This window comes from Shewanella sp. GJ50-10 (assembly GCF_055808815.1).
The window spans coordinates 2,026,834-2,046,706 of the sequence record NZ_JBVVSS010000001.1; the positions used below are offsets into that span (position 1 = coordinate 2,026,834).

Here is a 19,873-nt window from a genome sequence, read left to right on the forward strand (position 1 = left end):
ATCTTAGATTACACGTTGTAATTGCACGTTAGTTTTTATTCGGGCTTAGTTGCATCAAATGACTTAGCCTAAAGATTATTTAAAACACACCCAATAAAAAACCACCTCAATGAGGTGGTTTTTTTATAACTGTTAAACTGTGAACAACCAGGTTTAAAGTTAAAGGCAAAGTATCAACACTTTAAGCTACGACTAATACCTTACAAGTGTTAGTGCCGCCAACAGTTTCCATAGCATCACCTTTAGTCATTAATACCATGTCACCTGATTTTAGGTAACCAGCTTTTGCTACAGCTTTAAGTGCTTCTGTTGCTAACGCATCAGCAGCGACAGCAGTAGAGTCAAACTGAACAGGCATAACACCGCGGAATAAAGCTAATTTCGCTAAAGTCTTCTGGTGACGAGATAAAGCAAAGATTGGCAATGCAGAGCTGATGCGAGACATTAACTTAGTTGTCTCACCAGATTCAGTTAAGCTAATGATCGCTTTAACGCCTTCTAGGTGGTTAGCAGCATACATAGTCGAAAGGGCGATTGTTTCTTCAATAGAGTTAAACTTTTGGTCAAGTCTATGTTTAGAAGACATCACTGATGGATGTTGTTCAGCACCTTTACATACGTTGCTCATGGCTAGTACGGTTTCTTCAGGGAAGTCACCTGCAGCAGTTTCAGCTGAAAGCATCACTGCATCGGTCCCATCAAGAACGGCGTTAGCAACGTCCATGACTTCTGCACGAGTAGGCATAGGGCTTGAAATCATAGATTCCATCATCTGCGTAGCTGTAATAACAACTTTGTTAAGTTGACGAGAACGCTTGATAAGTTTCTTTTGAACTGCAACTAAAGCAGCATCACCAATTTCAACACCTAAGTCACCACGAGCAACCATTACAGCGTCAGATGCTTTAATCACATCATCCATTGCTTCATCAGTTCCAACAGCTTCAGCACGCTCTACTTTAGATACGATTAACGCGAAGCTACCAGCATCTTCCGCAAGTTTACGTGCTAAATCTAGATCTGCACCTGTACGTGGGAAAGAAACAGCTAGGTAATCAACTTGAATTTGCGCAGCAGTTAAAATGTCTGCTTTGTCTTTTTCTGTTAATGCAGGAGCGGTTAAACCACCACCTTGCTTATTGATGCCTTTATTGTTTGATAAAGGTCCAGCAACAGTCACTGTGGTGAAAACCTTTTGACCATCTACTGAATCAACTCGTAGCTGAACGCGACCGTCATCAAGCATAAGGATATCGCCGATAGCAACATCATTTGGTAATTCTTTGTAATCAATACCAACTTGCTTTTCGTCGCCTTCGCCTTTACCAAGCGCCGCATCTAAAACAAAGGTATCGCCTAAATTCAATTGAATTTTTTTGTTATCTTTGAAAGTAGAAACGCGGATTTTGGGGCCTTGTAAATCCCCTAATACTGCAACATGAACACCTAACTCTTTAGCGATGTTACGAGCGTCTGTTGCACGTTTAAGATGATCTTCTGGTGAACCATGTGAGAAGTTAAGACGTACCACATTTGCACCCGCTGCGATGATTTTACGTAAATTGTCATCACGGTCAGTTGCTGGGCCAAGTGTAGTAACGATTTTAGTTCTGCGGAACATAAGATACTCCGTTAATTTAAAGAAAAAGAATTCGGTACAAATAATGAAACTATATTAACAGAGATTTCGCCATTATGTAGGAAAGTTACAAACAAAATGATCGCTTTTTGTGTTTTATTTTTGTGACAGAATCGATCTTTAGAATAAAAAAAGCCGAACAGTCAATACTGTTCGGCTTTTTAGACCTGTCATTTTAAAGCAATATTTAAATAGTAAGGTCTTTGTTTACACGAGATTCTTTCAATACTTCTTTAACTCGCTTCAAATTATCACGGAAACGTGGGCCTCGACGAAGTGTGAAGCCAGTGGCAAGTACGTCTATAGTTACTAGCTGTGCAAGACGTGATGCCATTGGTAAATACATGTCAGTGTCTTCTGGGACTTCCATAGTCACTGGGAGAGTACATTCGTGAGAAAGAGGAGAGTTACGAGCGGTAATACCAATAACCGCAGCGCCGTTTTCACGGGCTATTCGGGCTATTTCAATCAGTGATTTAGTACGACCTGTATGTGATATTAAAACAACGACATCGCCTTCATCACAACCGATGCAGCTCATACGTTGCATCAACACATCATCAAAACAAATGACAGGCACGTTAAATCTGAAGAATTTATTTTGTGCATCGTGTGCGACCGATGAGGATGCACCGAGTCCAAAAAAAGAAATTGTTTTAGCTTGGGTAAGAATATCGACCGCTTTATTTACAGCAACTACATCCAAGCTTTGGCGAGCTGTATCAAGGGATGCCATTGAAGATTCGAAGATTTTTGTGGTGTAAGATTCTGGTGAATCATCTTCTTCTACGTGACGGCTAACATAAGGTGTTCCGTTAGCAAGACTTTGTGCTAGATGTAATTTAAAATCAGGGAAACCCTTAGTATCTAAACGACGACAAAAGCGATTTACCGTTGGCTCACTGACGTCAGCCATTTTCGCGAGCGTAGCTATACTAGAGTGAATAGCTGTTTGTGGAGAAGATAAGATAACTTCTGCCACTTTACGCTCTGACTTACTAAATTGTGTAAGGCTTTTTTGCACCTTTTCAAGGGTATTCATAAGCAATTGTCCGCTAAAATGGATGATGTAATTTTATATCATAAATTACATTTTAATAGTAAATGAAGTAATTTTCGTACTTCTATAAACGTTTTGTAGTCACTTTACAGCGTTATTCTGTAACTATAAAGAGATAGTACAGTAATTTAATCACCAAAATACTAGCAGGTTTTATGTTAAAAAGGCTAGATACAAGACAAACGAATTTTTTCAAATTAAAGATGCACAAATCTAATTCTGTTGTTATATTACAACAAAAGTGTGTTTTAAATCATCGGCAGCACAAAATAATAGCCAATGGGCACACAATATAAAGGAGTATGTAAAGCAATGAGTAACTCATCATCAGGGGCTAAGGCTTGCGATTTTGTACTTTTTGGTACGAAGGGCGATCTCGCGAGACGTAAATTACTGCCTTCACTTTATCAACTCGATAAAGCAAACCTGCTAGATAAAGATACAAAAGTGATTGGGGTCGCCAAAGATGCCTTCACTCAAGAAGAGTTTATCGCCTTAGTACAGAAAGCATTGAACACGTTTGTTAAAGACGAGTTGTGTGAAGAAACCCTAGAAAGATTTATTGCTCGTTGCCATTACATCGGCACTAATTTTACTGAAGCTGATGGTTATAAAGCATTCCATGACTTGTTAGAGCCTACAAAGCGTGTCATGGTCAGTTACTTTGCTACACCTCCTTCAATCTTTGGCGATATCTGTCGCTGTCTTAACGAACAAAACCTTATTCACTCTGATACTCGTATTGTGCTAGAAAAGCCAATCGGTACTTGTCTTGAATCATCTAAAGTGATTAACGACAAGGTGTCAGAATACTTTAATGAGAATCAGGTTTATCGTATCGATCATTACTTAGGTAAAGAAACAGTACAAAATTTGATTGCGCTTCGTTTTGCAAACTCTTTATTTGCATCGAAGTGGGATAACCGAACTATTGATCATGTACAAATCACTGTAGCCGAAGAAGTGGGTATTGAAGGCCGCTGGGGTTACTTTGATACTGCTGGCCAAATGCGAGACATGATCCAAAACCATTTATTGCAAGTGTTAACGCTTGTAGCTATGGACCCTCCAGTTAATTTAGATGCTGACAGCATTCGTGATGAAAAAGTAAAAGTACTTAAATCATTACGTCCAATTACTCCTTATAACGTATTTGAGAATACAGTTCGCGGTCAATACACCGCAGGTTTCTTAAAAGGTAGCCCAGTTCCTGGTTATTTAGAGGAAGAAGGCGCTAACGTAAAATCTAACACTGAAACTTTTGTAGCTCTTCGAGTCGATATCGACAACTGGCGCTGGGCTGGCGTACCTTTCTACTTACGTAGCGGTAAACGTATGCCATTTAAGAGTTCTGAAATTGTTGTTTATTTCAAAAACCCACCTTTAAATCTCTACCGCGATAGTATGCGTAACTTACCACCGAATAAGTTAACTATCCGTCTGCAGCCCCATGAAGGTGTAGAAATCCAAATGATGAATAAAGTGCCGGGTCTTGAAGAGAAGCAGCGCATTCAAACGACTAAACTTGATTTAAGTTTTACTGATACTTTCAAAAATGAACGTATTGCTGATGCTTATGAGCGTTTGCTATTAGAAGCCATGATTGGCAACCAAGCTTTATTCGTTCGTCGTGATGAAGTTGAAGAAGCATGGACCTGGGTTGATGGCATCATGAATTCTTGGGAAAACGGCGGCGAAAAACCAAAGCCTTATCCTGCTGGTACATGGGGCCCTGTGGCTTCAGTAGCACTTATCACTAAAGACGGCCGTTCTTGGGACGAGTAAGGATTTATGATGATTAAAGAATCTGTATTTAAGTCGTTTGATACGCCAGCTGATTTAGAAGCTAAATTGGCTGAAAAAATTGCAAGTCAGTTACAAGATGCTGTTGATAGCCGTGGCAAAGCAAGCCTTGTGGTTTCAGGTGGTTCTACGCCGCTGAAGTTATTTAAGTTATTAAGTAACAAAGCCATTGATTGGAGTGATGTGTATATCACTTTAGCCGATGAACGTTGGGTCGATGCTGAAGATAATGATTCAAATGAACGTTTAGTTCGTGAACATTTATTACAAAATCGCGCTGCAAGTGCCAAATTCCGTGGTTTAAAAAATATGTTTGAAAGTCCTGAGAAGGGCTGTGATATGACGATTGAATCTTTAGCTAATTTTCCTAAACCATTCGATGTAGTGGTACTAGGTATGGGTACCGATGGACACACATGTTCGTGGTTCCCGTGTAGTGAAGAGCTAGATAATGCATTTACGACTGATGCTTTATGCGCTGCTGTTAATCCTACAACAGCACCTCATGCACGTATAACGTTATCGAAGGCAGCAATTTTAAACAGTCGCCAAGTTTATCTTCACCTTGTAGGTGAGTCTAAATTATCCGTATATCGCCAAGCGCTACAAAATGACGATGTGAACGAAATGCCTATCAGAGCCGTATTAGCGCAGCGTAAAACGCCCGTTGATGTGTTCTATAGCGCTTAAAGGAGTCCATTATGCACTCAGTAGTTCAAGCTGTTACTGATAGAATAATCGAACGCAGCAAAGATTCTCGTAAAAAATATTTACAGGCACTTAACGATGCCAGCGCAAAAGGCGTTCATCGTAGTGCGTTAAGCTGTGGCAATTTAGCCCATGGCTTTGCAGCGTGTCAGCCCGCTGATAAAGATGCTCTACGTCAGTTGACTAAAGCCAATATTGGCATTGTCACTGCGTTTAATGACATGCTTTCAGCGCATCAGCCATATGAAGACTATCCGAACTTTTTAAAGAAAGCTTGTCAGGAAGTGGGTAGCGTTGCGCAAGTTGCTGCAGGTGTGCCAGCAATGTGTGATGGTGTAACTCAAGGTCAGCCAGGCATGGAATTAAGCTTACTTAGCCGTGAAGTGATTGCAATGTCTACAGCTGTGGGTTTATCTCACAATATGTTTGATGGTGCATTATTACTGGGTATTTGTGACAAAATCGTTCCAGGTCTTTTGATTGGTGCGTTAAGTTTTGGTCACTTACCAATGATGTTTGTACCAGCAGGTCCAATGAAGTCTGGTATTCCAAACAAAGAAAAAGCCCGTGTTCGTCAGCAATTTGCCCAAGGTAAAGTTGATCGCGCTGCTTTATTAGAGGCTGAATCTAGCTCGTATCACAGTGCGGGTACTTGTACTTTCTATGGTACTGCAAACTCAAACCAGTTGATGTTAGAAATAATGGGGCTTCAGCTTCCTGGCTCTTCATTTGTAAATCCTGACGATCCACTACGTGATGAATTAACCGCTATGGCTGCTAAACAAGTGTGTCGTTTAACCGAAATGGGTACTCAGTATACCCCAATCGGTGAAGTGGTTAATGAAAAGTCAGTAGTTAATGGCATTGTTGGTATTCTCGCCACGGGTGGCTCAACTAACCTGACCATGCATATTGTTGCAGCGGCACGTGCAGCAGGCATTATTGTGAACTGGGATGACTTCTCTGACTTATCAGATTGTGTGCCATTAATGGCAAAAGTGTATCCAAATGGTCACGCTGATATTAACCATTTCCACGCTGCTGGCGGCATGGCATTTTTAGTTAAAGAATTACTGGATGCAGGCCTTATCCATGAGGATGTTAATACGGTTGCTGGTTTTGGTTTACGAAAATATACCCAAGAGCCACGCATACTTGATGGAAAATTAACTTGGGTTGATGGACCGACTGACAGTTTAGATAAAGAAGTATTAACTAATGTTGATACGCCTTTTCAAAATAATGGCGGCTTAAAATTACTTAAAGGTAATTTAGGTCGAGCAGTGATTAAAGTCTCAGCTGTGCCGAGTGCTAACCGCATCGTTGAAGGCCCTGCAGTTGTTATTGACGATCAAAACAAACTTGATGCGATTTTCAAAGCAGGTGAGTTAGATAGAGATTGTGTTGTTGTCGTGAAAGGACAAGGTCCTAAAGCTAACGGTATGCCTGAGTTACATAAGCTAACTCCGTATCTTGGTACCTTACAAGACAAAGGTTTCAAAGTTGCATTGGTCACTGACGGCCGTATGTCAGGTGCGTCAGGTAAAGTACCAGCAGCAATTCATTTAACTCCAGAAGCATTAGATGGTGGAATCATTGCCAAAGTAGAAGATGGCGATTTAATCCGTGTTAATGCTGATACTGGCGAATTAAGTTTACTTGTGGATGAAGCAACCTTAGCAGCACGTGTTGCCGGTAAAGTGGATTTACATCATTCAAGTTATGGCATGGGACGCGAACTATTTGGTGCTTTACGTAATAGTTTAAGTAGTCCTGAAACAGGCGCTCGCAGTACCAGTGCCATTGACGAAATTTACTAATTTTAAGGAAGATTAACGAATGCTTGAGAATAACTGGACAATACAGCCACAAGATATTTTTAAACGCAGTCCGATTGTTCCTGTAATGGTTATCAATAAAATTGAGCATGCTGTACCGTTAGCGAAAGCATTGGTAGCAGGTGGAATAAGTGTTTTAGAGATAACTTTGCGCACAGAGTGTGCTTTAGAAGCAATCAAATTAATTGCTAAAGAAGTACCAGAAGCAATTGTGGGTGCAGGTACAATTTTAAATGAACTACATCTACAACAAGCAATTGATGCGGGTTCACAATTTATTATTACTCCAGGCGCTACAAAGGGACTACTTGAAACTGCGAAAAAAGGTAATGTGCCTTTAATTCCTGGTGTAGCAAGTATTTCTGAAGTTATGGTTGGAATGGAATTGGGCTACACCCATTTCAAATTCTTCCCAGCTGAAGCCTCTGGCGGTGTGAATGCGCTAAAAGCATTTTCTGGCCCATTAGCTAATATTCGTTTTTGTCCTACTGGTGGTATCACGCCATCAAGCTACAAAAATTATTTAGCATTACCAAACGTTGATTGTATCGGTGGCAGTTGGATTGCGCCAACGGATGCAATGGAACAAGGTGATTGGGAACGTATTACTCAATTATGTAAAGATGCAATTAGCGCTCTTTAAATGCTAGCTTAGTCAAAACAAACAAAACCACCTTCGGGTGGTTTTTTTATTACTTTTTTTAGTAGAGTAACTATGAATGATGACGTTAATAATATTGGCTATTTAACGTCTGATAGAATTTAAGATAACTGTGGAATGTATCTCTTATGGAAAAGGTGCAAGAAACTGTCGCCACTTTTAATAAAATGGCGCAACAGTATCAAGATAAATATATGGACTGCAGTTTATATAGTCACAGTCTGGATAAGTTATGTGAGTATATTGTTAAGATACAAGTTACTGATGCTAAGGATAATAAAAGCAATAAGATTAATAAATCCATAAAAAATATACCAGTGCTAGAGGTCGGTTGCGGCCCTGGAAATGTCAGTCGTTACCTTACAAATTGGCGAAACCCTGACAGAGTATCTTTGCCTATTAAAATCCATGGTTTCGATCTGGCGCCAAATATGGTCAAGCTTGCTAGTGTAAATAACCCACAGCATCATTATGATGTTTTAGATATGCGAGAGGTTTTGGCATTGAAGGAGCAGTCTAAAGGTGACTTGTTCAAAGTTGCTGTATGCGCTTTTAGTGTTCCCTATTTAAACCAACAGGCATTGAATCAATTTATCGATGACTTGCCGCAATTGCTGGCACAAAACAGCATATTGTTTATCAGTTTTATGGCAGGCGATTACCAAAACTCGATGACTCAAGAATCAGCTGCAGGTGATAGGGTACACATGTACTATTATCAAGCTGAAGATTTAGGCCGCTTATTTACAAATAAGGGATTTGAAGTGATAGAACAATATACTAAAGATTATATTGTAGATGGAATGAAGCAAGCCACTGATTGCTTCATGTACTTAAAGAGAACCTAGTCACTCATTTTTCACACTAATTTATTACTACTAATTACTCACCACTAGCGACTCAAAAATTAAACTTTTGAATAAGGATATTCATGGAATCAAGTACGACAAAGCTAATGAGTAAAATGCCACTAATATGCTTAATAGTATTTAGCATAGTTTGGTGGTATTTCTTTAACCATGATTTATGGCTGAAAGACTATGGCGAAGCGAAAAGTGATTGGTTGTTATTGATTGATATGGCAATTACTTTACCTATTATTTGCATTGTGTGTATTAATCCCAAAAAGCTAGCGCTATTAAAATCACTTAGTTACTTCGCATTGTTTGTTGTTATAGGTAGCTACATTATTCCTAAACAACACCAAGTGATATGGCCACATTTAACTGAACTACGTTATATATTATTGTTCGGGTTTGTCTTTATCGAATTAAGTGTGATTAGTTGCGTTATTTTTGCGATTAGGCAAGCAATTCTTAGGAATAATGATCCTGATATTGCCATTGGGAAACCGATAAAAAAGTTAGTTGGCAATGGAGTGTTGGCCAGTCTTTTGAAGTTTGAAACACGGGTTTGGAGTTTTGTATTTTGTAGTCGGTTTATAAAACCGTCAGCATATCGAGGTGAGCAGCATTTTAGTTATCATTTAAAAGAAGCTAATCAGTCAAACGCGCTTGGTTTTATATTGATGATCTGTTTTGAAATACCTTTGATGCATCTTGTCATCCATTTTGTTTGGTCTGCATTTGCAGCGAATGTGATAACAATCGTTACTTGTTTAAGTTTGGTGTTCTTTGTGGCTGAATACCTTGCGATGTCGCGTCGTCCCATCAGTATCGATAGCAAATTCTTATATGTCCGCTACGGAGTTTTTAATTGTTTATCAATTCCCATTAGTGACATTACAATGATTAAGTTAAGCTCGGGCTATATTCGACGTGGTCCAAATATAAAACGTTTTAACTTCAGTGGTAATCCTAACATCTGTATAAGCTACCAACTAAATAACAATGATGTTGAAACAGTATATCTGGGCATAGATAACCCTAATAGTTTGGTTAGTGCATTAGCTATCAATCATACACATCAATCTAAGACTTTAAATTAACTGTAAGGCATAAAATTGAATCGATTAGAAACTAGCTTAGAAAGCATTACTTTCAGACAAGCGACGTTGGCAGATAAAAGTGTTTTACTCAATCTTGAGCAACAAGTGGTCGAGGCGGAAAGGCCATTTAATTCAGTAATTAAAAGTGTTGCTGCCACTTATTACGATTTAGATAGCCTATTAACTCAAGAAAACAGTTACTTAATGGTCGCAGAAGATATCAATTCAATTATTGCTACTGGTTATGTACAAATCAGAGCATCAAAAAAATCATTACAGCATGCTGAACATGGTTACTTAGGTTTTATGTATGTTGCGCCACAACATCGCGGGCTAGGGATAAATAAACTCATCATGGATAAATTGATCCATTGGAGTAGAAACCAAGGAGTATTAGATTTTTACCTCGATGTATATGCACAAAATGATGCAGCAATAAAAGCTTATGAAAAAGTAGGTTTTGAAGCGTCTATGGTCGAAATGAAATTGCATGTATCGGCTGAATAACGGTCAGATTACTGTATTAAATTACTGAATTAAATTACTGTATTAAAGTGCTTATTAGGTTGTGATTTCTAATAAATGATTATTAAAGTGCATTGCATGAGCCATGGCGTATTCATTTTTAGTAAGCACTCCATAAGCAAAATGGGGCTTTAGTTCGCCAGTATAAGATTCAAAATCCAGTAATGATTGTTTAAATCGATCTAATTGAATCAATATCTCAACATTATCTTGAGTTTCTTTTATTAATAGTTGCGGTGCGCCAGGTATTGCTTCACTTAATTTGTGAGTCATTTTTCCTTTAGCTGCAAAGGCTGAAAAAGCTACACTGCCGACAGTTTGTTTAAATACTTCGGATTTATGTTCAGGATAGCCAGTTAATGAGTATTCAACACTTTGAGCACAGTGAGCCAGAATTTGTTGTAAATCCCAAATGCCAGTCGTTTTAATTGCTGTAGCTTGTTGTTCCTTTTGAAGGACTTGTTTTAGCTTTTCTATTTTCACAAGTGTCGATTCAATCGTTAATGGTTCAGTTTCAGCGTCGATTACAATCCAAGTGACACCAATTGCTAAAGAAGTCATTGCACTGCCAGCTAAAATGGATTTTAGAAATATTCGACGCTTCATTAAATGTTCACTTCTTGAATTTAATAATCAGCTGTAAGTAAATCAGAAGGGAAAGTGAACAGCAATAGCTTGTTTGTTATAACTTAAGTACAACTGCTTGCTCGTAACTAACTACTTAAAGCTAAAGCAGCAGCGTTATTTAGGCGTTTTTCTTAGCGAGATAAAAAAACGCTAATCAATTCAGATGAATGATTAGCGTTTGAAAATACATCTTATTTACTCATGAATAACTGAACTAATAAGTAAACTTACTTATCTTGATATTCAGTACCATAAAAGCTGTCTAATAAGATTTGTTTAAGCTCTTTAATTAATGGGTATCGCGGGTTAGCACCAGTACATTGATCATCAAATGCGTGTTCTGCTAATTCATCCAATTTGGCTAAGAAATCAGCTTCGTTAACACCAGCTTCTTGAATAGATGCTGGGATACCCACCACAGACTTAAGTTGATCAATTTTAGCAATTAACAACTCGACTTTGTCATTATCTGATTTAGCAGAATCTACGCCTTCAATTTTCAAGTGTTCGGCAATCGTTGCGTAACGGCACAATGCTTTAGGGCGGTCATACTGGCTAAATGATGCCTGTTTGGTAGGCATATCAGTCGCATTAAATCTAATTACATTACTGATAAGCAGTGCATTAGCTAAACCATGTGCCAAGTGGAACTCTGCGCCAAGTTTATGTGCAAGCGAATGACAAATGCCTAAGAAAGCATTGGCAAATGCAATACCAGCAATCGTTGCGCCGTTGTGCACTTTTTCACGTGCAACTGGAGCATTTGCGCCTTGCTCGTAAGCCGCTGGTAAATATTCGACAAGCAAGTCTAATGCCTGTAGTGCTTGACCATCGCTAAACTCGTTCGCCATGACACTTACGTAGGCTTCAAGTGCGTGAGTGACAGCATCAATACCACCAAATGCCGTTAATGATTTAGGCATATCCATCACAAGGTTAGGATCAACAATGGCGATGTTTGGTGTTAATTGATAATCGGCAATAGGGTACTTCATACCGGTGACTTCATCTGTTACGACCGCAAATGGAGTAACTTCTGAACCTGTACCAGATGTTGTAGGGATTGCTACCATTTGCGCTTTAACGCCGAGTTTTGGGAATTTGTAGATACGTTTACGAATGTCCATAAAACGGAGTGCTAAGTCAGCAAAATCCACTTCTGGATGTTCGTATAACACCCAAATGATTTTTGCTGCATCCATTGGTGAACCACCACCTAAAGCGATGATGACATCAGGTTGGAAGCTTTGAGCTACTTTTGCCCCTTGTTTTACGATAGCTAAGGTAGGGTCGGCTTCTACTTCGTAAAAGACTTCAGTTTCTAAACCTTGAGCTTTTAAAATCTTGATTGTTTCGTCGCAATATCCATTATTAAATAGGTATTTGTCGGTAACAATTAACGCACGTTTTTTGGTTTCTAACTCTTCAAGAGCAATCGGCAAACTGCCACGACGGAAATAAATAGATGATGGAAGTTTATGCCACAACATATTCTCAGCCCTTTTAGCGACAGTTTTCTTATTGATTAAATGACTTGGTCCAACATTTTCTGAGATTGAATTACCACCCCAAGAGCCGCAACCTAAGGTTAACGATGGGGCAAGTTTAAAGTTGTATAAGTCACCAATACCACCTTGAGATGCTGGGGTATTAATTAAGATACGGGCGGTTTTCATTCTAAAACCAAAGGCTTTAACCCGTTCACTTTGTCCATCTTGGTCTGTGTACAAACCTGACGTATGGCCAATACCACCTAAAGTCACTAAAGCTTCAGCTTTATCCATGGCATCATTAAAGTCAGTTGCGCGATACATTCCAAGTAAAGGAGAAAGTTTTTCGTGCGCAAAAGCTTCTGCATCACTAATCTCGGTTACTTCCCCGATTAATACTTTGGTCCAGCTAGGTACATCAATACCGGCCATTGCAGCAATTGTCGCTGCGCTTTGACCTACGATGTCAGCATTTAAGTTGCCATTTTTAAGTATCACATCTTGCATTGCTTGAGTTTCTGCAACCGACAACATGTAACCGCCATGAGTTGCAAAACGTTCTTTCACTTGCTCGTATATGCTATCAACGACTACTACAGCTTGCTCAGATGCGCACACTACGCCGTAATCGAATGTCTTTGACATTAAGATTGAACTAACAGCTCGCTTAATATCAGCGGTTTCATCAATCACAATAGGTGTATTACCTGCGCCAACGCCAATAGCTGGTTTACCTGATGAATATGCAGCCTTAACCATACCTGGGCCACCAGTGGCGAGGATTAAGTTAATTTTTTCATGAGTCATTAGTTGATTAGACAGAGCAACCGAAGGCTCATCGATCCAACCGATAATGTCTTTAGGTGCACCAGCTTCAATTGCAGCTTCAAGTACTATGCGTGCAGCTGTTGTTGTTGATTGCTTAGCTCGAGGGTGAGGCGAGAAGATGATGCCATTACGGGTTTTAAGGCTAATTAAGGCTTTAAAAATCGCAGTCGATGTAGGGTTTGTAGTAGGTACAATCCCGCAAATAATTCCAACGGGTTCAGCAATTGTGATGGTTCCGAAAGTCACATCTTCGCCAATTATTCCGCAGGTTTTATCATCTTTGTATTTGTTGTAGATGTATTCAGATGCAAAGTGATTCTTAATCACTTTATCTTCTAATAAGCCCATATTTGTTTCTGATGCAGCCATCTTAGCGAGTGAAATACGTGCGTCAGTGGCTGCGAGCGCAGCAGCTCGAAATATTTTGTCGACTTGTTCTTGGCTGAAGTTAGCAAATTCTTTTTGCGCTTTAGCGACTCGGTCAACAAGTTGGTTAAGTTGCTCTGTGTTGGTGACAGTCATAATCACTTCCTTAAAAAATAGTTAACTAAACAGCTTTAGGTAACGACTCTTATATGTGAGTTTGTTTATCTATAAGAATTCTTAATCTTCGTTATAAAATTACCTCTTTGGAGGCATTATTATCGTGATCAACTGCACGCTTTGGGTGTTATTGGTAATTTTATTACGATGTTAGACAGGTAATTATCGTGTTGATCACATATTAAACTTAATTCAGATTGTTTAAAGTTTGATTACAGTTAAATCAACTGAAAGTAGAACAAGGCCGTTTTGAAGATAAATTAATTATTACGTAGTTTATCGTGATGAAACCAGAATAAAGTGAAGCGATATCGCTTCACTTTATCTTACGTTGTAGGCACTTGTAGTCATTAATAATGGCAAATGCTTGCCCTTATACCTTGTGAGTTATGGAGTGACTATCTCTCTAGGCTTATCTCAAATATCCCAGCTGATTTAGGACCGAAAAGTTGCTGATGGAGGCGTCCTGCAAATTCATCTGTCATTCCCGAAATATAATCTGCGATGATGCGCATCTCGTTTAAATTATTGTCTTTAGCGTGCTGCCACCGTTCTTGAGTATTGAGCGGTAATAAGCGCAATGGATCTGACTCAAAAGCTTCGAATAACTCCATCACGATTTGCTGACCTTTGTATTCAAGCATTTGTATTTCAGGCTTGCGAATTACATACTTAAACACGAATTTTTTAAGGGTATCCAATGCATTTGCAAAAGCAGGTTGTAGCGTTGCATTGTATCTCAGTAGTGGCTCTTCAAATGGCTGGTCTTCAGTAATGATGATGTCGGTAACAAATCCGTTTACTAAGGTGCCAATTGCATCTTTGCGCAAGTGATGCTGATGGGAGAATAACTTATCAGCAATGGTTTTAAATTCATTACTGAGCCATGGGTCTTCGCTTTCCGATAAATGCATAGCGACATCACGCTGCCATTGTGCTGGAGTGACAATCCCCATGACTATGGCGTCTTCTAAATCGTGTACAGCGTACGCAATGTCATCGGCTAGTTCCATAATGGAGCAATCGAATGATTTAAATTGTGTTCGATGATGTGGATATGAGTCAGTGGGGCTAGGTTTTGAACTGATAAAGCGATTACGATCGCTCGTTGATAAACCTGCTAATACCCAATCATAAATATCTTTATCATCATTGAATAAACTTTTAACTGGCGGCCACTCAGAGGGTTTGAGTTGACGATGGTTTTTAATTTCTTGCTGGCCTAAATCAACATGTAATTGGTTATATAGAGCAGGGTACTTAAGGATCCCTAATAAAGTTCGTCGAGTTAGGTTCATTCCCCAATACTCAGTATAGGGTTCAAGCCTTGCGAGAATCCTAAAGGTTTGTCCGTTACCTTCGAATCCACCGTGATTGCGCATCATGTAATTGAGTGCTACTTCGCCGCCATGACCGAAAGGCGGATGACCTATATCATGAGCTAAACATAAGGATTCTATTAAACTCATTGAGTCTAATAGATCATTGATTTCAGGATATTTACGTTTCAGCTGCGCGGCAATACCAGTTCCAATTTGTGATACTTCTAATGAGTGGGTCAGCCTTGTTCTAAAAAAGTCGTTCATGCCAATACCATGAACTTGAGTTTTAGCCTGTAAACGTCTGAATGCTGCAGAATGCAAAATTCGAGCGCGATCTCGCTGGAAAGGGCTACGATGATCATTACGTCTCAGCTTATCTTCACCTAAACGTCTGTCATGCCAAGGATTATGGACTTGTTCATTATCAGGTTTTTTAAAAGAAATCGTATCTGGCATTTTAGTTCCTTCATCAAAGGCGGCTAACTGTGTCTCAGTGATTAATCAAAATGGTTGCGCGTTTAAATATGCGGATCGTTTTCAGTCAATTTATCTAAAGTAGAAGTACAGCTATCTAAAAAGATATCAATGAAGCATTTTACTTCAGGTAATTGTTGCTGTATTTCATTAAGCTTTTTATCAAGATTGTCTTTAACATGATGAAACTCATCGTTATTAAACCTGAGCTCATTCATCGTTTTTACATAAGCTTGTAATATGTCAGCCGCTTTAACAATCGCTTTATACTCTGGGTCGACTTCTGATTGAACCAGTAATGGTTCCATTTCTTCTCGTAAATCAGCTGGCAGTGACGCTAGGCATTCTTTTTCAGCTAAATCTTCAAGTTTTTTAAATGCTTTAGTAAATTCAGGGCTGTGATACTTGGTATTTGAATTAATATCCTGAAGTTTGGTTTCTGATACTTCATGGTAAAGGGCAATGGTTGCTGCTTTTTCAGGGTTTAAATTGCCGCCAAAGCGTTTGTTTTTAATCACAACTAATAAGTGGGCTATTACGGCAACTTGATGACAATGCTCTGAAACGTTCTCTTTTTGAAAACAATGCATTAATGCCCATCGTTCGAGAAGTGGCATTCGGGTGATCCATGCCATAAATGTACTTGGTTTCATTTGCGTCCCCTAGAGAGTCGATACTCGCTGAATACGGAATGTATTAATCCTACTATAGCTATAACATTACTTTAGTTAATCTTGAATCGCCAGATAATCAATTTGTTTTTATTCAATATTTTATAACTAAAATTTGATCTTGGAATTGCTTAGTTTTACTCTAACTTATTGGATTATTAGAAGAGTGCCAAGATGGATGATGCCCGTTGTGTTGAGCTAAATAAACTGGTTACAAATGAAGATTTGTATTTATTAGACAATGTAAAGTCCTATAGCTTTGAATGCGACGAATGCGGCGTGAGTTTAATTCCTTGTTCTTATAAAAAAGCGGTTAATCTACGTAAGCCATACTTTAAAACCGGTAAAAACACTGAACATCTAATAAATTGCTACGCTAAAGCAACCTCAAAAATACGTGAGCAAGCTAAGACTGGCCGTATATCAACGGATGAAGGTTTTCCTTTAGCTTATCCAAATCGTTTTAATCTCGTGGCTGCAAAATCAATTAAACCTGTTAATGCGCCAGTAAAGGATGATCAAAGAGAGTTTCAGGCAGGGGGATTAACCGCTTCAAATTCAAGTCCAAAGAAAGCGAAACAAAACTATCTCACCAGTTCATTTCAAACCATAGTTGACCAATATTTTAATTTCCCGTTTGATCGAGATCGAGAATTAACCTTCGAAGGTATCAGTGGTAATCAGTACCAAGGTGTTTTTCAAAAGATCAATAACCCCGTTGGCAAACAAAAATTTCGCTTTCAGACTGAGCAAGCTGAAACAAAAATATTTTTTAGCACCTTGTCTTGGGATAAGCCAGAAATAGACGACAACAAAATAAAAATAAAATTGTCAGCTGGCTGGTGGCAACAAAGTGAAGGAAAGAAAAAAACCTTAGACCGTATTATGTCGAAATTAATACTCAAGGCTGGCAAGTTAATGTACTAACCAAATTTACAGAGCGATTAGCGCAAATTAGAGAGTTAGTGAAAGGTACAGACAAAAAAGCTTTGATGGCGTTTGTTGGTGAGCAAGATCGTGAAGAAGACTTTTACCGCTTTACTTGTAATGAACCTCGCTTAGTCTGTTTCAAAGTATTTTAATTGTTAATCTTGTTTTAAAGCAACTTGTTGACTAAGGACTGTTCTGCACATTATAGATAATGGCAGTTGCAGAACGGGCATTGCCATTACTTTAGTTTAAATTGGGTTTGAATGGGATTGTGATCGGATGCAGTTGTTTTATCTGAGTTGGCATCGATTAAGGTTAAACCACGATAATAAAGGTGGTCTAATGGCAAGCCGAATACACGCTTTCTAAAATCAACTTTGTATTGAGCTTCCTCAAGCCTTAAACCATGAGCCAATTGTTTTACAATATCTAGTCTTCCGTCGCGCCATGTATTGAAATCTCCCGCGAGGATCACAGGTCCACGATGTATCGTCACTTTATGCAGGATTTGCTTAAACTGTGCCTCGAAACTGGTTAATCGAACATCAAAATTGACGCCATGCAAATTAATCACTAATAGTTGCTCGCCAGAAGATAGCGGGTATCGACTCACTAAGGTTGATTTAGCAAAACGGATTAACGGCTCGGTAGTTTGATATGCACAAGCCTCATTAGCAGGTTCTGTAGATAGGTTCATTACTCCCATAGGCACATTCATTAACTTAAAACCTTTGGCCATGAGCACATGAAATTGATTATCTTCAAGATATTGTTGAAAATTTCGGTTTAGCTTAGCTTCTTGAAGCAGCACAAGATCATTTTGTTGCGTTAGATTTGTTAAGACAGGTTGCCAATCGACCTTTTTTTGTTTGTAAATATTCCAAACCGCAATATTTAACATTCCGTTACGATCAATTGCTACAGAGTTTGATGACGAAGAGCATTGAGATACAAAAAAAGGCGGTTGTTCACTCATCATTACCTCTGGCTTACCATTAAAATTAGAAATGATGCTGTTATAAGCCAATAGTAATCCACTAACCAGCAACAGGATAAAAGGGTACTTAAAATGTTTAATCTGCAAAATACCCTCTTTAAAAGTGTTATCTATAACATAGCTGTTTGCTAAAGTTATTATTTTAAGCCCAACATTAAAACTATTTCACGAACGACGCTATTTATGACGTTTGATGGATAATTCAGTACAATCAGACTTTACTATTTATTTATCGCTTATTCACTATAAAGCTTAGGGCGAATCAAATACCTATGGATCAAATAACCCAGATTATGGCAGTGCTCGGTGTTTTCCTTTATTGGTTAATATTGGGCGGTGTTGCTACACGTATTGTGATTAAAAGGCGCAGCGTGGGTGTTTCATTCTCTTGGTTGTTGATTATCTACTTTTTACCTTTTGTCGGTGTTATAGCGTACATGCTATTTGGTGAATTACACCTTGGTAAAGCTCGCTCTAGTCGCTCTAAAGGTATGTACAAACCTTATGCCGAATGGTTTTCAGCTCTATACCATCACAATGCCCATCAGCCTAAACGCCAAAGTGAATATGCACGTTCTATTAGTAAACTATGCGATGCGCAGTTAAACATCCCATCATTGATGGCTAATGAATTGGTATTGCAACACACACCTGAACAAATACTAAACTCATTAATTGACGATATTAATGCTGCTAAAACTTCAATAGATATTGAGTTTTATATATGGCACCCAGGTGGTTTAGCTGATGAAGTGGCATTAGCCTTAATTAATGCAGCTAAACGTGGTGTTGCAATTAAACTGTTATTAGATGCTGCAGGAAGTCGTCAATTTTTTAAATCACATTGGCCAGCGGATATGAAGTCTGCTGGAATTAATGTTGTTGCAGCATTAATTGTTAGTCCATTAAGAATGTTCTTTCGCAGAATGGATTTAAGATTACATCGTAAAATAGTGGTTATCGATAATACCATTGGCTATACAGGCTCAATGAATTTAGTTGATCCTAAATGTTTTAAACAATCAGATGGTGTAGGTGAGTGGATTGATATGATGGTTAGAATAACTGGCCCTGTAGTACCAGTTATGAATACCGTAAGCGCATGGGATTGGGAAGTTGAAACCAATCAGCGCATTATGCCGGCTATGCCACCAGAAGCGCATTGCTCTGATACATCATCTTTAGTTCAGACTATTCCTTCTGGCCCTGGAATGCCTGAAGAAGTCATTCATCAGGTACTATTGCAAAGCTTATATCAAGCGCAGCACAAGATAGTAATTACAACGCCGTATTTTGTACCAAGTGAGCAGCTATTAGATGCGTTGGTGACAGCTTCTCTACGTGGTGTTGACGTCAATATCATTATTCCCCGTAAAAATGATTCAACCATGGTTAAGTGGGCCAGTAGTTCATTTTTTACTGAGTTATTAAATGCAGGTGTGAGCATTCATCAATTTAAAGGTGGCTTACTGCATACCAAATCTATTTTGATAGATGATGAACATTGCCTTATTGGCACCGTTAATATGGATATGCGCAGTTTATGGCTCAATTTTGAATTAACCTTGGCTGTTGATGATGTGAAGTTTGCTTCTAGGTTGGGGATATTGCTACAAAGTTATATGGATGATTCAGATATTTTGACAGCTGAAGAATGGGAGCAACGGCCAATGTATAAACGTGTCATTGAGCAAGTGTTTTATCTGTTTAGCCCTTTGCTGTAACAGTACAGAATGTTTAGGTAACTGGTGCTTGGGAATTTTCTGTTTGATTAAGTATCAATAAAAAAGCCACTGAAGTCAGTGGCTT

At 38.8% G+C, this 19,873-nt stretch carries 16 protein-coding genes; 9 read left to right on the forward strand and 7 right to left on the reverse strand.

The genetic code is table 11. The features are described 5' to 3' along the window. Nucleotides 1–181: 181 nt before the first annotated feature. Together pyk and AC0L4E_RS08415 are read right to left on the reverse strand one after the other, a co-directional pair. On the reverse strand, nucleotides 182–1,621 hold the full coding sequence (gene pyk, locus AC0L4E_RS08410; protein WP_473678821.1) for a pyruvate kinase: 1,440 nt from the start codon (nucleotides 1,619–1,621) through the stop codon (nucleotides 182–184). A gap of 205 nt (nucleotides 1,622–1,826) precedes the next feature. Beyond that, nucleotides 1,827–2,681: a MurR/RpiR family transcriptional regulator gene (locus AC0L4E_RS08415; RefSeq protein ID WP_076541003.1), complete on the reverse strand. Its 855-nt coding sequence runs from the start codon at nucleotides 2,679–2,681 to the stop codon at nucleotides 1,827–1,829. A gap of 330 nt (nucleotides 2,682–3,011) precedes the next feature. Here AC0L4E_RS08415 and zwf point away from each other — a divergent pair, with 330 nt between their 5' ends. The 7 genes from zwf to AC0L4E_RS08450 all read left to right on the forward strand — a co-directional run bounded on the left by zwf (nucleotide 3,012) and on the right by AC0L4E_RS08450 (nucleotide 10,164). Continuing rightward, a complete protein-coding gene (zwf, locus tag AC0L4E_RS08420; RefSeq protein WP_473678822.1) occupies nucleotides 3,012–4,484 on the forward strand; it encodes a glucose-6-phosphate dehydrogenase in 1,473 nt (490 codons plus the stop codon). Between the two features lie 9 nt (nucleotides 4,485–4,493). Next, on the forward strand, nucleotides 4,494–5,192 hold the full coding sequence (gene pgl, locus AC0L4E_RS08425; RefSeq protein ID WP_473678823.1) for a 6-phosphogluconolactonase: 699 nt from the start codon (nucleotides 4,494–4,496) through the stop codon (nucleotides 5,190–5,192). A gap of 11 nt (nucleotides 5,193–5,203) precedes the next feature. Further along, entirely contained in the window at nucleotides 5,204–7,030 is a 1,827-nt protein-coding gene (gene edd / locus AC0L4E_RS08430) for a phosphogluconate dehydratase (protein ID WP_473678824.1), read from the forward strand. A gap of 19 nt (nucleotides 7,031–7,049) precedes the next feature. Next, the gene (locus AC0L4E_RS08435) at nucleotides 7,050–7,691 is read left to right on the forward strand and encodes a bifunctional 4-hydroxy-2-oxoglutarate aldolase/2-dehydro-3-deoxy-phosphogluconate aldolase (protein ID WP_473678825.1); all 642 of its coding nucleotides are present in this window, start codon (nucleotides 7,050–7,052) and stop codon (nucleotides 7,689–7,691) included. A gap of 155 nt (nucleotides 7,692–7,846) precedes the next feature. Continuing rightward, the gene (locus AC0L4E_RS08440; RefSeq protein WP_473678826.1) at nucleotides 7,847–8,557 is read left to right on the forward strand and encodes a class I SAM-dependent DNA methyltransferase; all 711 of its coding nucleotides are present in this window, start codon (nucleotides 7,847–7,849) and stop codon (nucleotides 8,555–8,557) included. A gap of 83 nt (nucleotides 8,558–8,640) precedes the next feature. Beyond that, nucleotides 8,641–9,657, forward strand: coding sequence for a hypothetical protein (locus tag AC0L4E_RS08445; protein ID WP_473678827.1), 1,017 nt, complete (start codon nucleotides 8,641–8,643; stop codon nucleotides 9,655–9,657). A 15-nt stretch (nucleotides 9,658–9,672) separates the two neighbouring features. Beyond that, nucleotides 9,673–10,164: a GNAT family N-acetyltransferase gene (locus AC0L4E_RS08450; RefSeq protein ID WP_473678828.1), complete on the forward strand. Its 492-nt coding sequence runs from the start codon at nucleotides 9,673–9,675 to the stop codon at nucleotides 10,162–10,164. A 54-nt stretch (nucleotides 10,165–10,218) separates the two neighbouring features. Here the strand turns inward: AC0L4E_RS08450 and AC0L4E_RS08455 are convergent, their stop codons facing one another. The 4 genes from AC0L4E_RS08455 to yfbR all read right to left on the reverse strand — a co-directional run bounded on the left by AC0L4E_RS08455 (nucleotide 10,219) and on the right by yfbR (nucleotide 16,119). After that, nucleotides 10,219–10,788 (reverse strand): DUF1569 domain-containing protein, encoded by a 570-nt coding sequence (locus AC0L4E_RS08455; RefSeq protein WP_473678829.1) that lies wholly within the window; start codon nucleotides 10,786–10,788, stop codon nucleotides 10,219–10,221. Between the two features lie 248 nt (nucleotides 10,789–11,036). Beyond that, nucleotides 11,037–13,649, reverse strand: coding sequence for a bifunctional acetaldehyde-CoA/alcohol dehydrogenase (gene adhE / locus AC0L4E_RS08460; RefSeq protein WP_473678830.1), 2,613 nt, complete (start codon nucleotides 13,647–13,649; stop codon nucleotides 11,037–11,039). A 419-nt stretch (nucleotides 13,650–14,068) separates the two neighbouring features. After that, complete coding sequence (locus AC0L4E_RS08465; protein ID WP_473678831.1) at nucleotides 14,069–15,448, reverse strand: anti-phage deoxyguanosine triphosphatase; 1,380 nt, start codon at nucleotides 15,446–15,448, stop codon at nucleotides 14,069–14,071. 62 nt (nucleotides 15,449–15,510) lie between these two features. Further along, nucleotides 15,511–16,119 carry a 5'-deoxynucleotidase gene (yfbR, locus tag AC0L4E_RS08470; RefSeq protein ID WP_473678832.1) on the reverse strand — a complete coding sequence of 203 codons (609 nt, stop codon included), beginning with the start codon at nucleotides 16,117–16,119 and terminating at the stop codon, nucleotides 15,511–15,513. Nucleotides 16,120–16,311: 192 nt separating this feature from the next. Here yfbR and AC0L4E_RS08475 point away from each other — a divergent pair, with 192 nt between their 5' ends. After that, complete coding sequence (locus AC0L4E_RS08475) at nucleotides 16,312–17,064, forward strand: hypothetical protein (RefSeq protein ID WP_473678833.1); 753 nt, start codon at nucleotides 16,312–16,314, stop codon at nucleotides 17,062–17,064. A 241-nt stretch (nucleotides 17,065–17,305) separates the two neighbouring features. On the opposite strand, the gene AC0L4E_RS08480 is transcribed toward AC0L4E_RS08475, so the two are convergent. Next, complete coding sequence (locus AC0L4E_RS08480) at nucleotides 17,306–18,151, reverse strand: endonuclease/exonuclease/phosphatase family protein (protein WP_473678834.1); 846 nt, start codon at nucleotides 18,149–18,151, stop codon at nucleotides 17,306–17,308. 185 nt (nucleotides 18,152–18,336) lie between these two features. On the opposite strand from AC0L4E_RS08480, the gene cls reads away from it, so the two are divergent. Continuing rightward, nucleotides 18,337–19,788, forward strand: coding sequence for a cardiolipin synthase (gene cls / locus AC0L4E_RS08485; protein ID WP_473678835.1), 1,452 nt, complete (start codon nucleotides 18,337–18,339; stop codon nucleotides 19,786–19,788). The last annotated feature ends 85 nt before the right edge of the window (nucleotides 19,789–19,873 follow it).

Coding starts and splice junctions, on each gene's coding strand:
- pyk (WP_473678821.1), bottom strand. CDS start 1,621: ATGTTCCGCAGAACTAAAATCGTTACTACACTTGGCCCAGCAACTGAC.
- AC0L4E_RS08415 (WP_076541003.1), bottom strand. CDS start 2,681: ATGAATACCCTTGAAAAGGTGCAAAAAAGCCTTACACAATTTAGTAAG.
- zwf (WP_473678822.1), top strand. CDS start 3,012: ATGAGTAACTCATCATCAGGGGCTAAGGCTTGCGATTTTGTACTTTTT.
- pgl (WP_473678823.1), top strand. CDS start 4,494: ATGATTAAAGAATCTGTATTTAAGTCGTTTGATACGCCAGCTGATTTA.
- edd (WP_473678824.1), top strand. CDS start 5,204: ATGCACTCAGTAGTTCAAGCTGTTACTGATAGAATAATCGAACGCAGC.
- AC0L4E_RS08435 (WP_473678825.1), top strand. CDS start 7,050: ATGCTTGAGAATAACTGGACAATACAGCCACAAGATATTTTTAAACGC.
- AC0L4E_RS08445 (WP_473678827.1), top strand. CDS start 8,641: ATGGAATCAAGTACGACAAAGCTAATGAGTAAAATGCCACTAATATGC.
- AC0L4E_RS08455 (WP_473678829.1), bottom strand. CDS start 10,788: ATGAAGCGTCGAATATTTCTAAAATCCATTTTAGCTGGCAGTGCAATG.
- adhE (WP_473678830.1), bottom strand. CDS start 13,649: ATGACTGTCACCAACACAGAGCAACTTAACCAACTTGTTGACCGAGTC.
- AC0L4E_RS08465 (WP_473678831.1), bottom strand. CDS start 15,448: ATGCCAGATACGATTTCTTTTAAAAAACCTGATAATGAACAAGTCCAT.
- yfbR (WP_473678832.1), bottom strand. CDS start 16,119: ATGAAACCAAGTACATTTATGGCATGGATCACCCGAATGCCACTTCTC.
- AC0L4E_RS08475 (WP_473678833.1), top strand. CDS start 16,312: ATGGATGATGCCCGTTGTGTTGAGCTAAATAAACTGGTTACAAATGAA.
- cls (WP_473678835.1), top strand. CDS start 18,337: ATGGATCAAATAACCCAGATTATGGCAGTGCTCGGTGTTTTCCTTTAT.